This is a genomic window from Rhizobium sp. WSM1328, from assembly GCF_057653715.1.
Genome location: NZ_CM172788.1, coordinates 3783943 through 3797158, shown reverse-complemented (window position 1 = coordinate 3797158; position 13216 = coordinate 3783943). Strand labels below are relative to the sequence as shown.

Here is a 13216-nt window from a genome sequence, read left to right as displayed (position 1 = left end):
CCACTCAGCGACGAGGCAGAGCACGACCATGGCCGATTACCATCTGGAAGCAAGCTGGAGCCCGATCGAGGGCAGTTTCGGGCGCCTCACCTTCATGCTTTTCAATCTTTCGACCGAGCCGCTGTCCGGCTTCTCGCTCGCCTATACGTCAGAGACGCGGGTTGCCGACAAACATGTCTGCGACGGCGGCAGCCTCAAGCGGCGGGTCGCGCATTTCCATGAATTCCTGCCGCCCGAAGACCTGAGCGTGCCGCCCGGTGGGCGCTGGCGCTTCACTGTCGAGGGACTGACCAGGGAGCCGAAACATGTCACGGCCGGCGTCAAGTCGGCCTATCTGACACTTGGCGACGGACGCCACTTTCCTGTTGGTTTCGGCGATCTCATGCTCGAAGGCCGGGATGGTGGCGTGGCGCCGCCGCTTCTGCCGCCGGGCCGGGCCGAGGAACCTTATTCGCTACTGCCCTGGCCGCTGGCGCTCGGGTTGAAGGCGGGAGAGCTGCCGGTCGTGCTTTATCCGGCCGAGCGGACGCGCCCTGATGCGGTCAAGGCGCTCTCGCTGATTCTGGAGCTCTACCAGCGGCTCTACCCGGCCGACAATATGCCGTTTTCCCTCGGTGCCGTCGAAGGCGGGCGGGGCATTCGTTTCGTCACCGAATCGTCGATCGCCGCCTTCGCTTACGAATTGCGTTTTACCGCGCATGAGATCGTGCTTTCGAGTGCGGATGCCGCCGGGCGGCATTACGGGCTGATCAGCCTGGCGCAACTGCTGCACGGCGCCCGCGCCGATCCCGAGCGCTTCAAATTCCCCAATTTCGGCGCGATCGCCGACCAGCCGCGTTATGACTGGCGCGGCTGCCATCTCGATGTGTCCAGGCAGTTCTATCCGGTGGCAGACGTCGTGCGGCTGATCGATATTCTCGCCTGGAACAAGCTCAACATCTTCCACTGGCATCTGACCGATGACGAAGCGTGGCGGCTGGAGATCAAGGCCTATCCCGCGCTGACGGAGATCGGCGCCCGGCGCGGGCCGGATGAAGTGCTCGTGCCGCAGCTCGGCGACGGGGCGCAAACGCGCTCCGGTCATTACACGCAGGAGGATGCCAAGCGGATCGTTGCGCATGCAGCCTCGCTGCATATCGAGGTACTGCCGGAAATCGATATTCCGGGCCACAGCATGGCGACGCTGTTCTCGCTGCCCGAGCTCGTCGACGGCCAGGAGGCGCCGGATAGTTACCGCTCGGTGCAGGGTTATCCGAACAACGCCCTCAATCCGGCGGTGGAATTCACCTATGAATTTCTCGGTAAGGTGTTCGACGAGATGGTGACGCTGTTTCCCGGCGAATATCTCCATATCGGCGGCGACGAAGTGGCGCACGGCTCCTGGCTTTCCTCGCCGCTCTGCAAGACGCTGATGGAGAGGGAGAAACTTGCCGGCACTGCCGAGCTGCAATCCTATTTCCTGAAACGTATCAAAGCCATGCTGTCGGATCGCGGCAAGAAACTCGTCGGCTGGAACGAGGTTTCGCATGGCGGCGGCGTCGACCGCGACGGCACGCTGCTGATGGCCTGGGAAAAGCCCGCCGTCGGCATCGAGCTGGCACAGGAGGGCTACGACGTGGTGATGACGCCGGGCCAGGCCTATTATCTCGACATGGCGCAAGCGGAAGCCTGGGGCGAGCCCGGCGCGAGCTGGGCGGGCTTCAGCCTGCCGGAACACACCTACGCTTACGAGGCCGAGGGCGAGCTGCCGGCGGCGCTGCAGGAGAAGATGCGCGGCATCCAGGCCTGCATCTGGACTGAAAATTTCCTCTCGCGTGCCTATTTCAACCGGCTGGTTTTCCCGCGTCTCCCAGCGGTCGCCGAGGCTGCTTGGACGCCTTCTGCGCGCAAGGACTGGGATCGGTTCGCAGCGATCGTGCGGATGTGGCCGGTGCTTTAAGCCGCCGTCTCGGCCTTCAGCCCCAAAAGCGCTGCGCCGATCAGGCCGGGTTCGATGCGGCATTCGCTGCGCACCACCAGCGGGCGATCGAACTTGCGCAGGATGCGGGCGCGCACGGCGTGGTCGAGCTCGGCAAGCAGCGGCTCGACATTGGAAAGCCCGCCTCCGACCGGCACAATGGTCGCTCCGGTGATGTTGATCGTCAGCGCCAAGGGCGAGGCGACGAGATCGACATAGACGTCGATCGTCCTTGTCGCCTTTTCCTCCCCACGCCCCCACTGAGCGATGATCTCCTCGCTGGAAAGGTCGAGATCGTGCAGCGTCTGGTGCAGCCGCTCCAGGCCGCGGGCACCGCCGACGGTGTCGACGCAGCCCCTCTGGCCGCAGCCGCAGGCATAGGCGGGAATGGCGACGGGCGGATTGCCGGCCGCAGATGCGATGATCGGCCCATGACCCCATTCGCCGGCAAAGCCGCCGGCATCGTTGACGAGGCGCCCGTCGGCAACCAGGCCGCCGCCGACGCCGGTGCCGAGGATGGCGCCGAAGACGATGCGGTGGCCGCGGCCGGCGCCGAGACCGGCTTCGGCCATCGCGAAACAGTCGGCGTCGTTGGCGATCAGCACCGGCAGGCCGAGCTCGACTTCGAGATCGGCGCCAAGCGTACGGTGGTGGATGCAGGGAATGTTGGCGCAGATCAGGCGCTGCGTATCGGGATCGACGACGCCGGCGATGGAGAGGGCGATGCGGCTCGGCTGTTCGCCGGTTTCGGCGATGATGTCGCGCAGGGTCTCGACGAACGCGGCAAAATCATCCTTGGGCGTCGGGCGGCGGCCGAGGGGAAGGATGTCTATCTCGGAGTGGGCGATGCCGCCCTTGATAGCGGTGCCGCCGATGTCGAATGAAATGATCATTGCCACTCTGCCGTTTTTCTGGTCTCCCACCGTCTGCTTGCATTGTTGGCGGGGAATTTCAAGCGCTCATTCGGCGGTGGTGTCGCCGGCTTTAGGGTCGTGTCGTGTGCTACCCCGTCTGTTCTGCTTGACATCTCTCCCGCAGGTGGGGAGATCGGATAGGCGCGACGGTTTTCCGTCTTTCATTCCGTCATGGCAAGACGTTGGAGAAATCCGGTGAGCCCAAGCCCATCGGCTTCGATCGCGGCCGCAATTTCTAACCCCACAAGTCATTCAATTGGCATATTGCATCGCCAGAATCCGGCCCTACACTTTTATCAACTGCCGGACCCACGACCATAGATACGAGAGAAAACAGTACCATCCGAAGACCACGTCCCAAAGGCCGCCGCCTTTCATCCATTTTGCGGCAGATGGCCGCCGACCAGAGCCGCGAACGGATCTCGATAGGCGATCTGTTCGATACTATGGGTGACAGGGCGATCAGCGCGTTGATGCTGATCTTCGCGCTGCCGAATGCCTTTCCCACTCCGCCGGGCACCTCGGCAGTGCTCGGGGCGCCATTGGTCTTCCTGGCAGTGCAACTGACCTTCGGGCTGAAACCCTGGCTACCGAAGGTGATTGCCAACCGTTCGATGCGGCGGGAGGATTTCGAGACCATTGTCGGCCGCATCCATCGCTGGCTCGCCTGGGCCGAACGCATGCTGAAACCGCGGCTTGCGATCTTCGCCGAACCGCCGGCGGAATATCTTGCCGGGGCGGCATGCCTGCTGCTGTCGATCGTGCTGCTGCTGCCGGTCCCGCTCGGCAACATCCTGCCGGCGGTCACGATCTCGGTCTTCGCCTTCGGCATATTGGGCCGTGACGGGCTCTTCGCGCTCATCGGCTTCGTGATGACGGCCGTGTCGCTCGTCGTCGCCGGCGGGGTGATTTACGGTCTCGTGAAGGCGGCGATCTATCTCGTCGTGCAATGGTTTGCCTGAGCGGGTTTGCCGGAGTGATGGCGGTTATTTAGCGGTCCACTTTGCAACAGGCTCGACATTTGCCGGAATTTTGTTTTGATCTGGCGATACAGACTCAGATCATGTTCGGCGGCGGCACGCCGGCTCACTTCGCGCGGTAGGCAGTAAATGGTAAAAAGATCCGAGACCCCTGCACGGCTCGACGATGCGGCGCGTGCCGGCTGGCTCTATTACGTCGCCGGGCGCACGCAGGACGAAATCGCCGCTGCGATGGGCATCTCGCGGCAATCGGCGCAGCGGCTGGTGTCGCTGGCGGTCGCCGAGCGCCTGATCAAGGTGCGGCTCGATCATCCGATCGCCGCCTGCCTGGAGCTCGGCAGTCAGCTGCGGCGGAAATTCGGGTTGAAACATGTGGAAGTGGTGCCGAGCGATCCCGCATCGTCGTCGACGACGGTCGGTATCGCCGAGGCGGCCGCGGCCGAGATCGAGCGGTGGCTGAAACGGCCGGAGCCGATCGTGCTCGCCATCGGTACCGGCCGCACGCTGAAGGCGGCCGTCGACCAGCTTCCGGCGATCGAATGTCCCAATCACCGCATCGTTTCGCTGACCGGCAATATCGCCCCGGACGGATCGGCGGCCTATTACAACGTCATCTTCAGCATGGCCGATGCGGTGAAGGCGCGGCACTATCCGATGCCGCTGCCGGTGCTCGTCACCTCGGCGGAGGAGCGGGAGCTGCTGCATGGCCAACAGCTGGTGCGCTCGACGCTGAATATGAGTGCGCAAGCCGATGTCACCTTCGTCGGCATCGGCGAGCTCGGCATCGATGGGCCGCTCTGCGTCGACGGGTTTCTCGAGAAGGACGAGATGATGGAGCTGATGCGCGGGGGTGCTGTCGGCGAGATCTGCGGCTGGATCTTCGATGTCGATGGCAGGTTGATCGACAACCCGATCAACGAGCGCGTCGCGTCGGCGCCGATCCCGTCCCGCGACGCGTCGATGGTCATTGGGCTGGCCAAGGGCAAGCGCAAGTTCAAGGCGATCAGGGCTGCGGTTGTCGGCCATCAAATCAACGCTCTGATCACCGACGAAGAGACGGCTGAGTTTTTGCTCAGGAGCTGAGCAAAAAATATTCTCGTTAAATCAATAGGATGACCATCGCCTTCGGCACCGCAGCAACGATTGTCGATTGACATTCCTTATTGTTTATTGAGTAATTGCCCATGAGCGAAGCGAATGCTCACACCCCATCTTCTGGGAGGAAGATTATGACATTGAGAACTTTTCTGCTGGGCGCCTGCTCAGCACTGGCGTTTGCCGGTATGGCTTCGGCCGAAACGCTGACAATCGCGACCGTGAATAACGGCGACATGATCCGGATGCAGAAGCTGACGGATGATTTCAAGGCGAAGAACCCCGGTATCGACCTTGAATGGGTAACCCTGGAAGAAAACGTGCTGCGCCAGAAGGTCACGACCGATATCGCGACCAAGGGCGGCCAGTACGACGTTCTGACGATCGGCACCTATGAAGTTCCGATCTGGGCAAAACAGGACTGGTTGCTGCCGCTCGACAATCTCGGCGCCAATTACGACGTCGACGACTTGCTGCCGGCAATTCGCAGCGGCCTGACTGTGGACGGCAAGCTCTATGCTTCGCCGTTCTATGGTGAAAGCTCGATGGTCATGTACCGTAAGGACCTGTTCGAAGCTGCCGGCCTGAAAATGCCCGACGCGCCGACCTGGGACTTCGTTGCCGACGCTGCCCGCAAGATCACCAACAAGGACAAGGAAATCTACGGCATCTGCCTTCGCGGCAAGGCCGGCTGGGGCGAGAACATGGCCTTCTTGACGGCCATGTCCAATTCCTTCGGCGCACGCTGGTTTGACGAGAAGTGGAAGCCGCAGTTCGATCAGCCGGAATGGAAGGACACGCTCGACTTCTACGTCAAGCTGATGAAGGACGCCGGCCCTCCGGGCGCCTCCTCCAACGGCTTCAACGAGAACCTGGCGCTCTTCCAGACCGGTAAGTGCGGCATGTGGATCGATGCAACGGTTGCCGCTTCCTTCGTCGCCGATCCGAAGCAGTCGCAGGTCGCCGACAAGGTCGGCTTCGCGCTCGCCCCGGACAAGGGCCTCGGCAAGCGCGGCAACTGGCTCTGGGCCTGGAGCCTCGCCATCCCGGCAGGGACCCAGAAGGCCGAAGCTGCTGAGAAGTTCGTTGCCTGGGCAACCAGCAAGGAATACAGCAACCTCGTCGCCGAGAAGGAAGGTTGGCTGAACGCACCTCCGGGCACCCGCAAATCGCTCTATGCGAATGCGGACTACCAGAAGGCGGCTTCGTTCGCCAAGATGACGCTCGACTCGATCGAGTCGGCCGATCCGACCAAGCCGACCGTCAAGCCGGTTCCCTATGTCGGCGTCCAGTTCGTGGCGATCCCGGAATTCCAGGGCATCGGCACGGCGGTGGGCCAGCAGTTCTCCGCAGCTCTTGCCGGCCAGCTCTCGGTCGACCAGGCCCTGCAGGCAGCGCAGCAACTGACCACTCGCGAAATGACCAAGGCCGGCTACATAAAATAAAACCTCCTGAGCAAGAGGCGGATCCTTGACAATCCGCCTCTCTGGGCCGCCGATTGCCCGAACTGCATCGGCGGCCGCTTTTTTCCAGACAAAGCTGCCTTGCGGCCGCTCCCCGCTTCAGTCCAGATCGGTGATTGCCATGGCAACGTTACACACCCGCTCCTCCGCGCGCCTGATGATCGCGCCCTCCGTGCTGCTGCTTTTTGCGTGGATGATCGTCCCGCTGGCGATGACGATCTATTTCTCGCTGCTGAACTACAATCTGCTCAGCCCCGGCATGGAGAGCTTCGTCGGTTTCCTGAACTACGAATATTTCCTGTCGGATCCGGCCTTCTTCGCCGCGCTGATCAACACGCTGCTGCTTGTTGCCGGCGTGTTGCTGATCACCGTCATCGGCGGCATCGCCTTTGCGCTGCTGCTCGACCAGCCGATGTACGGCCAGGGCATCGTGCGCATCCTGGTGATTGCACCGTTCTTCGTCATGCCGACGGTGGCAGCACTGGTCTGGAAGAATATGTTCATGAACCCGGTCAACGGGTTGTTTGCGCATCTTGCCAAGGCGCTCGGCCTGCAGCCGATCGACTGGCTGGCGAATGCGCCGCTGTTTTCCGTCATTCTGATCGTCGCCTGGCAATGGCTGCCGTTTGCCACCCTCATCATGCTGACGGCGCTGCAGTCGCTCGACGAGGAGCAGAAGGAAGCCTCCGAGATGGACGGCGCCGGACCGATCTCGAAGTTCATCTACATCATCCTTCCGCACATGGCGCGCGCCATCACCGTGGTGATCCTGATCCAGACGATCTTCCTGCTTTCGGTCTTTGCCGAAATCCTCGTCACCACCAATGGCGGGCCGGGCACCGACAGCACCAACCTCACCTATCTCGTCTATGCCCAGGCGCTGCTGCAGTTCGATATCGGTGGGGCATCGGCCGGTGGTATCGTGGCTGTTATCCTCGCCAATATCGTCGCGATCTTCCTCGTGCGCCTCGTCGGCAAGAATCTGGAGGCTTGAGATGGCCAGAAAAGTCACAACCAAGCGCAAGCTCATCGTCACCGCGATCGCCTGGACGCTCGGCATCCTGATCTTCTTCCCGATTCTCTGGACGTTTCTCACCAGCTTCAAGTCGGAAGCCGATGCCATCGCCTCGCCGCCGCAGTTCCTGTTCTTCCACTGGACGACGGAGAACTACGCGGAGGTGCAGAGCCGGTCGAACTATCTCAGCCACTTCATGAACTCGGTGATCATCTCCTTCGGCTCGACGCTGATCGGCCTGATCATCGCCATTCCGGCCGCCTGGGCGATGGCGTTTTCGCCGACCAAGCGGACCAAGGACGTGCTGATGTGGATGCTGTCGACCAAGATGATGCCGCCGGTCGGCGCGCTGATCCCGATCTATCTGATGTTCCGCAATTTTGGCCTACTCGACACGCGCACCGGCCTGGTGATCGTGCTGACGCTGATCAACCTGCCGATTATCGTCTGGATGCTCTACACCTACTTCAAGGAAATCCCCGGCGAGATCCTCGAGGCGGCGCGTATGGATGGGGCGTCGCTGATGAAGGAGATCGTCTACGTGCTGACGCCGATGGCCGTGCCCGGCATTGCCTCGACACTGCTTTTGAACATCATCCTTGCCTGGAACGAGGCGTTCTGGACGCTCAATCTCACCGCCTCGAAGGCGGCGCCGCTGACGGCCTTCATCGCTTCCTATTCCAGCCCCGAGGGTCTGTTTTACGCCAAGCTCTCGGCGGCATCGACGATGGCGATCGCGCCGATCCTGATCCTTGGCTGGTTCAGTCAGAAACAACTCGTCCGCGGCCTGACCTTCGGCGCTGTGAAATAACATAAAAGGGAGAGAAACATGGGCAGCATTACCCTTCAGAAGGTTTCCAAGGTCTTCGGCGAAGCCAAGGTCATCCCTTCGATCGATCTCGACATCAAGGACGGCGAGTTCGTCGTCTTCGTCGGTCCGTCGGGCTGCGGCAAGTCCACGCTGCTCAGGCTGATCGCCGGGCTCGAGGACGTCTCCGGCGGCAAGATCGTCATCGACGGCAGGGACGCCACCGAAAAGGCGCCGTCCGAGCGCGGCCTTGCCATGGTGTTCCAGTCCTATGCGCTTTATCCGCATATGAGCGTGCGCAACAACATCGCTTTCCCGCTGAAGATGGCGGGCATCGACAAGGCGGAGATCGACCGCAAGGTCAGCGATGCCGCCCGGGTGCTTAACCTCACCGACTATCTCGAGCGCAAGCCGCGCCAGCTGTCGGGCGGCCAGCGCCAGCGCGTGGCGATCGGCCGCGCCATCGTGCGCCAACCTTCGGCCTTCCTGTTCGACGAACCGCTGTCGAACCTCGATGCGGCGCTACGCGTCAACATGCGCCTCGAAATCAGCGAGTTACATCAGCAACTGAAGACGACGATGGTCTACGTCACCCACGACCAGGTCGAGGCGATGACCATGGCCGACAAGATCGTCGTCCTGAACCGGGGCAATATCGAGCAGGTCGGATCGCCGCTCGAACTCTACAGCCGTCCCCTGAACCTCTTCGTCGCCGGCTTCATCGGATCGCCGAAGATGAACTTCATCACCGGCCAAAACGCCGCCGCGCTCAATGCTCATACCATCGGCGTCCGGCCCGAACATGTGCTGCTGTCGATGGAAAGCGGCGACTGGAAGGGCAGGGTCGTGGTCGCCGAACATCTTGGTTCCGACACTTTCCTGCATATCGATGCCGATGGCATCGGCATGCTGACGGCGCGCGGCAGCGGCGATTTCGCCGCCAAAGCGGGCGATACGGTCTTCCTGACGCCGGACCGTTCGCGTATTCATAAATTCAACGAAGGCGGTCTTGCCATCTGAGGCAGCCGGCCGGGCCGGAGGGCAGGCATGCGAGCCGGACGATGGCGCCCGGCCGTCTCGGCAAGACCTTCAAGAGGACTGAAACATGACGTGCAAACTATCGCTGGCAACGCTTTCGGATGTGGCGCGCACTGCTGCCATCCCTGGATATGACAGGGCGTCGCTGAAGGCCGGCATCGTGCACTTCGGCGTCGGCAATTTCCACCGTGCCCATCAGGCGATCTATCTCGACGATCTCTTCAACGCGGGCACGGATCACGACTGGGCGATCGTCGGCGCCGGCGTGCTGCCGTCGGATGCGGCGATGCGCGAAAAGCTTGCGGCGCAGGATTTCCTGACGACGGTGGTCGAACAGGACAACAACAAGACGGCGGCGCGCGTCACCGCACCGATGATCGACATCCTGCCGGTCGGCGATGCCGCTGCGATCATCGCCAGGCTTGCCGATCCCGAAATCCGCATCGTTTCGATGACGATTACCGAGGGCGGTTATTTCATCGATGCCTCAGGCACGTTCAATCCGGCCCATCCGGCCATTGCCGCAGACGGAGAGAACCCCAACGCGCCGAAGACGGTGTTCGGCCTGATCGTCGCCGGCCTGAAGGCGCGCAAGGACAAGGGCATCGGACCTTTCACCGTCATGTCCTGCGACAACATTCCCCATAATGGCATCGTCACCGCCAATGCCGTCGTCGGCACGGCGGCACTTTCGGATCCTGCCTTTGCCGACTGGATCCGGGCGAATGTCGCCTTCCCGAACGCCATGGTCGACCGAATCACGCCGGCGACCAGCCAGCGCGAGATCGATTTCCTCAGGGACAATTTCCAGATCGAGGACAGTTGGCCGGTTTATTGCGAGGAATTCAAGCAATGGGTGCTCGAGGATAAGTTCACCGCCGGCCGGCCGGCGCTGGAAAAGGTCGGCGTCACCTTCGTTGCCGATGTCACGCCTTACGAGCATATGAAGATCCGCATCCTCAACGGCGGGCATGCCGCGATCGCCTATCCGGCGGCGCTGATGGACATTCACTTCGTGCATGATTCCATGGAAGACCCGCTGATCCGCGCCTTCCTCGCCAAACTCGAGAAAGACGAGATCATTCCGATCGTGCCGCCGGTGCCGAACACGTCGCTGACGGATTATTTCGCGCTGATCGAACATCGCCTGCTCAATCCGAAGATTGCCGACACCATTCCGCGGCTGGCGCAGGACGGCTCGAACCGCCAACCGAAATTCATCCTGCCGTCGACGCTCAACAATTTGAGTCAGGGCAGGGACGTCGTCGGTCTGGCGCTGGTTTCGGCACTCTGGTGCCGTTATTTCGCCGGCAAGACCGACAGCGGCAAGGATATCGTCTTCAACGACGCGAGCGCAGAGCGCCTGCATGCGGCAGCGCTGAAAGCCAAGGACGATCCATCGGCCTTCCTCGTCTTCGACGATATTTTCGGCGAAGTGGCAAAATCCGAACTTTTCCGCAAGCGTTTTGCCCATGCTCTCAAAACCCTGTGGGAAAAGGGCACGCGGGAGACGCTGCAGCTCTATCTCGACGGCAAGCTCGCAGTGTAAGAAATTCGGTGGCGGTCTCTACTGCCGCCATTCATCCGGCCTTGCGAGTGAAGCGGGACGGTAACGCGTCCGAATTGAACTCAGGTTGGGTCTTGCATGGCTGATGCTGAAACACGGCTGGTGATCTTCGATTGCGATGGCGTACTCGTCGACAGCGAGCCGATCTCGATCAGCGTGCTCGTCGGGGCAATGAACGATCTCGGCGTCTCGATCACCGAGGACCAGGCCTATGAGCGTTTTCTCGGCCGCAGCCTGTCGACCCTCATCGATACGCTGGAAACCGAATTCAACGTCCATGCCGACGAGGAATTCCTCGAGCGTATCCGCATCGAACTCTACGCTCGTTTTCGCACGGAACTGAAGCCGATCGACGGTATCGCCGCGGCGATCGACAGGCTGGGCGTTCGCTGCTGCGTTGCCTCCTCCAGCCAGATGGAGCGAATCCGGTTGTCGCTGTCGGTGACCGGGCTTCTCGACAGGCTGCCCGACATCTTCAGCGCAACGATGGTCAAGCGCGGCAAGCCGGCGCCCGATCTCTTCCTGCATGCGGCGCGTGAAATGCAGGTCGAGCCGGCTCATTGCCTTGTCGTCGAAGACAGCCCGGCCGGCATTGCCGCCGCCAAGGCAGCAGGCATGACGGTCTTTGCCTTCACCGGCGGATCACACGCCAATTTCACCGGATATCGTGCCGAACTCGACCGCCTTTCGCCTGATGTGGTGTTTGACGCCATGCCGGATTTGATACACCTTGTCCGCAACCATAAGCTGGACGGGACCAAGACTTGATGCGTGATCATGTGGTTGCGGTGGATATCGGCACGGGCAGCGCGCGCGCCGGCGTCTTCGATGTACGCGGCCGTCTGCTCGCCAAGGCCGAGCATCCGATCGTGATGAACCGGCCACGCGAAAACCATGCCGAGCATGATTCCGAAGACATCTGGTCGGCCGCCTGCACGGCAGTGCGCAGGGCGGTGGAGCAATCCGGCATCGCCGCCGCCTCGGTCGGAGCGATTGGCTTCGACGCCACCTGCTCGCTCGTCGTCCGTGACATCGAGGGCCGGCAGCTCAGCGTTTCCACAGGCGGCGACCGGCGTTTCGACACGATCGTCTGGCTCGATCACCGGGCGCTGAAGGAAGCCGATTTCTGCACGGCGACGGAGCACAGGGTGCTCGAACATTCCGGCCACGTGATGTCGCCGGAAATGGAAATGCCGAAGCTGATGTGGCTGAAGAAAAAGCTGCCCGCCACATGGGAAACGGCCGGCTACTTCTTCGATCTCGCCGATTTCATGACGTGGAAATCGACCGGATCGGCCGCCCGTTCGCGCTGCACGCTGACGGCGAAATGGAACTATCTCGCCCATCTCGAAAAGGGCTGGCAGCAGGATTTCCTGGAGCGGATCGGCCTCGAGGACCTTCAGGCGCGCGGCCACCTGCCGGATGAGACCACGCCTGTCGGAGACAGCGTCGGCCGGCTGACTGAGGAAGCGGCAGAAGCGCTGGGGCTGACTGTGGACTGCCGTGTCGCTGCCGGGATGATCGACGCCTATGCCGGCGCACTCGGCGCGCTCGGCGGCTATGCCGCTGATCCTGTCAAACGCGAGCACCAGCTGGCGCTGATTGCCGGCACATCGAGCTGCATCGTTACGTTCTCGCGGGAGCGCAAGCCGAGCCATGGCATGTGGGGTCCCTATTACGAGGCTGTCTTCCCGCAATCCTGGCTGGTGGAGGCCGGGCAATCGGCGACCGGCGCGCTGCTCGACCACATCGTGCGCATGCATGCGGCCGGCGGCGAGCCAACGGCGGCGCTGCATCAGAGGATCGTCGCGCGGATCGCCGAATTGCGGGCCGAGGAGGGCGATGCCTTCGGTGCGCGGATCTTCGTGCTGCCGGATTTCCATGGCAACCGCTCGCCACTCGCCGATCCGCATGCGGTCGGCGTCGTCAGTGGACTGACGCTCGATACGTCCTTCGACGGGCTCTGCGCGCTTTATTGGCGCTCTGCGGTGGGCATTGCGCTCGGCATCCGCCATATTCTGGAAATGATGAAGCAATACGGTTACATGACCGATACGCTGCATATCGCCGGCGGGCATGTGAAGAACCCGGTGCTGATGGAGCTTTATAGCGATGCGACCGGCTGCAAGGTCGTGGTGCCGAAGATGAACGAGGCAGTGCTGCTCGGCACGGCGATCGCAGCATCCGTCGCCTGCGGCCTGTACAAGGATCTGGCGGCGGCCGGCGAGGCGATGTATCCGGGCGCCGACGAACGGCTTCCCGACAAGGCGAAGCAGGCGCTCTACGACCGCGACTACCGCCGACTTCTCGCCATGCACCGGCACCGCGCCGAATTGGAAACGATGCAATAGAGCGCCGCGCGGCGCTCCATCACTTTGA

11 protein-coding genes are annotated in these 13216 nt (G+C 62.1%); 10 read left to right on the top strand and 1 reads right to left on the bottom strand.

The features are described from left to right. Positions 1-28: 28 nt before the first annotated feature. Positions 29-1939, top strand: a complete 1911-nt coding sequence (locus tag AC2444_RS18970) for a beta-N-acetylhexosaminidase (protein WP_128438551.1) — start codon at positions 29-31, stop codon at positions 1937-1939. Here AC2444_RS18970 and AC2444_RS18965 read toward each other — a convergent pair. Beyond that, positions 1936-2850 carry an ROK family protein gene (locus AC2444_RS18965; protein ID WP_487762897.1) on the bottom strand — a complete coding sequence of 305 codons (915 nt, stop codon included), beginning with the start codon at positions 2848-2850 and terminating at the stop codon, positions 1936-1938. The genes AC2444_RS18970 and AC2444_RS18965 overlap by 4 nt on opposite strands. Before the next feature lie 413 nt (positions 2851-3263). Between AC2444_RS18965 and AC2444_RS18960 the strand changes: the two genes are divergently transcribed. The 9 genes from AC2444_RS18960 to AC2444_RS18920 all read left to right on the top strand — a co-directional run bounded on the left by AC2444_RS18960 (position 3264) and on the right by AC2444_RS18920 (position 13188). Continuing rightward, positions 3264-3833 carry an exopolysaccharide biosynthesis protein gene (locus AC2444_RS18960; RefSeq protein ID WP_012759074.1) on the top strand — a complete coding sequence of 190 codons (570 nt, stop codon included), beginning with the start codon at positions 3264-3266 and terminating at the stop codon, positions 3831-3833. A gap of 147 nt (positions 3834-3980) precedes the next feature. Then, positions 3981-4934, top strand: a complete 954-nt coding sequence (locus AC2444_RS18955) for a sugar-binding transcriptional regulator (RefSeq protein WP_012759073.1) — start codon at positions 3981-3983, stop codon at positions 4932-4934. A gap of 146 nt (positions 4935-5080) precedes the next feature. Then, positions 5081-6391: an ABC transporter substrate-binding protein gene (locus AC2444_RS18950; RefSeq protein ID WP_012759072.1), complete on the top strand. Its 1311-nt coding sequence runs from the start codon at positions 5081-5083 to the stop codon at positions 6389-6391. 139 nt (positions 6392-6530) lie between these two features. Beyond that, positions 6531-7403, top strand: coding sequence for a carbohydrate ABC transporter permease (locus AC2444_RS18945; RefSeq protein WP_020487036.1), 873 nt, complete (start codon positions 6531-6533; stop codon positions 7401-7403). A gap of 1 nt (position 7404) precedes the next feature. Beyond that, positions 7405-8235, top strand: a complete 831-nt coding sequence (locus AC2444_RS18940; protein ID WP_012759070.1) for a carbohydrate ABC transporter permease — start codon at positions 7405-7407, stop codon at positions 8233-8235. A gap of 18 nt (positions 8236-8253) precedes the next feature. After that, on the top strand, positions 8254-9252 hold the full coding sequence (locus AC2444_RS18935) for an ABC transporter ATP-binding protein (RefSeq protein WP_012759069.1): 999 nt from the start codon (positions 8254-8256) through the stop codon (positions 9250-9252). Between the two features lie 85 nt (positions 9253-9337). Further along, complete coding sequence (locus AC2444_RS18930; protein ID WP_012759068.1) at positions 9338-10819, top strand: mannitol dehydrogenase family protein; 1482 nt, start codon at positions 9338-9340, stop codon at positions 10817-10819. Between the two features lie 96 nt (positions 10820-10915). Next, complete coding sequence (locus AC2444_RS18925) at positions 10916-11605, top strand: HAD family hydrolase (protein ID WP_012759067.1); 690 nt, start codon at positions 10916-10918, stop codon at positions 11603-11605. Continuing rightward, positions 11605-13188 carry an FGGY-family carbohydrate kinase gene (locus AC2444_RS18920; RefSeq protein ID WP_012759066.1) on the top strand — a complete coding sequence of 528 codons (1584 nt, stop codon included), beginning with the start codon at positions 11605-11607 and terminating at the stop codon, positions 13186-13188. Before AC2444_RS18925 ends, AC2444_RS18920 begins: the two co-directional genes overlap by 1 nt. Positions 13189-13216 lie beyond the last annotated feature (28 nt).

Coding starts and splice junctions, on each gene's coding strand:
- AC2444_RS18970 (WP_128438551.1), top strand. CDS start 29: ATGGCCGATTACCATCTGGAAGCAAGCTGGAGCCCGATCGAGGGCAGT.
- AC2444_RS18965 (WP_487762897.1), bottom strand. CDS start 2,850: ATGATCATTTCATTCGACATCGGCGGCACCGCTATCAAGGGCGGCATC.
- AC2444_RS18960 (WP_012759074.1), top strand. CDS start 3,264: ATGGCCGCCGACCAGAGCCGCGAACGGATCTCGATAGGCGATCTGTTC.
- AC2444_RS18955 (WP_012759073.1), top strand. CDS start 3,981: ATGGTAAAAAGATCCGAGACCCCTGCACGGCTCGACGATGCGGCGCGT.
- AC2444_RS18950 (WP_012759072.1), top strand. CDS start 5,081: ATGACATTGAGAACTTTTCTGCTGGGCGCCTGCTCAGCACTGGCGTTT.
- AC2444_RS18945 (WP_020487036.1), top strand. CDS start 6,531: ATGGCAACGTTACACACCCGCTCCTCCGCGCGCCTGATGATCGCGCCC.
- AC2444_RS18940 (WP_012759070.1), top strand. CDS start 7,405: ATGGCCAGAAAAGTCACAACCAAGCGCAAGCTCATCGTCACCGCGATC.
- AC2444_RS18935 (WP_012759069.1), top strand. CDS start 8,254: ATGGGCAGCATTACCCTTCAGAAGGTTTCCAAGGTCTTCGGCGAAGCC.
- AC2444_RS18930 (WP_012759068.1), top strand. CDS start 9,338: ATGACGTGCAAACTATCGCTGGCAACGCTTTCGGATGTGGCGCGCACT.
- AC2444_RS18925 (WP_012759067.1), top strand. CDS start 10,916: ATGGCTGATGCTGAAACACGGCTGGTGATCTTCGATTGCGATGGCGTA.
- AC2444_RS18920 (WP_012759066.1), top strand. CDS start 11,605: ATGCGTGATCATGTGGTTGCGGTGGATATCGGCACGGGCAGCGCGCGC.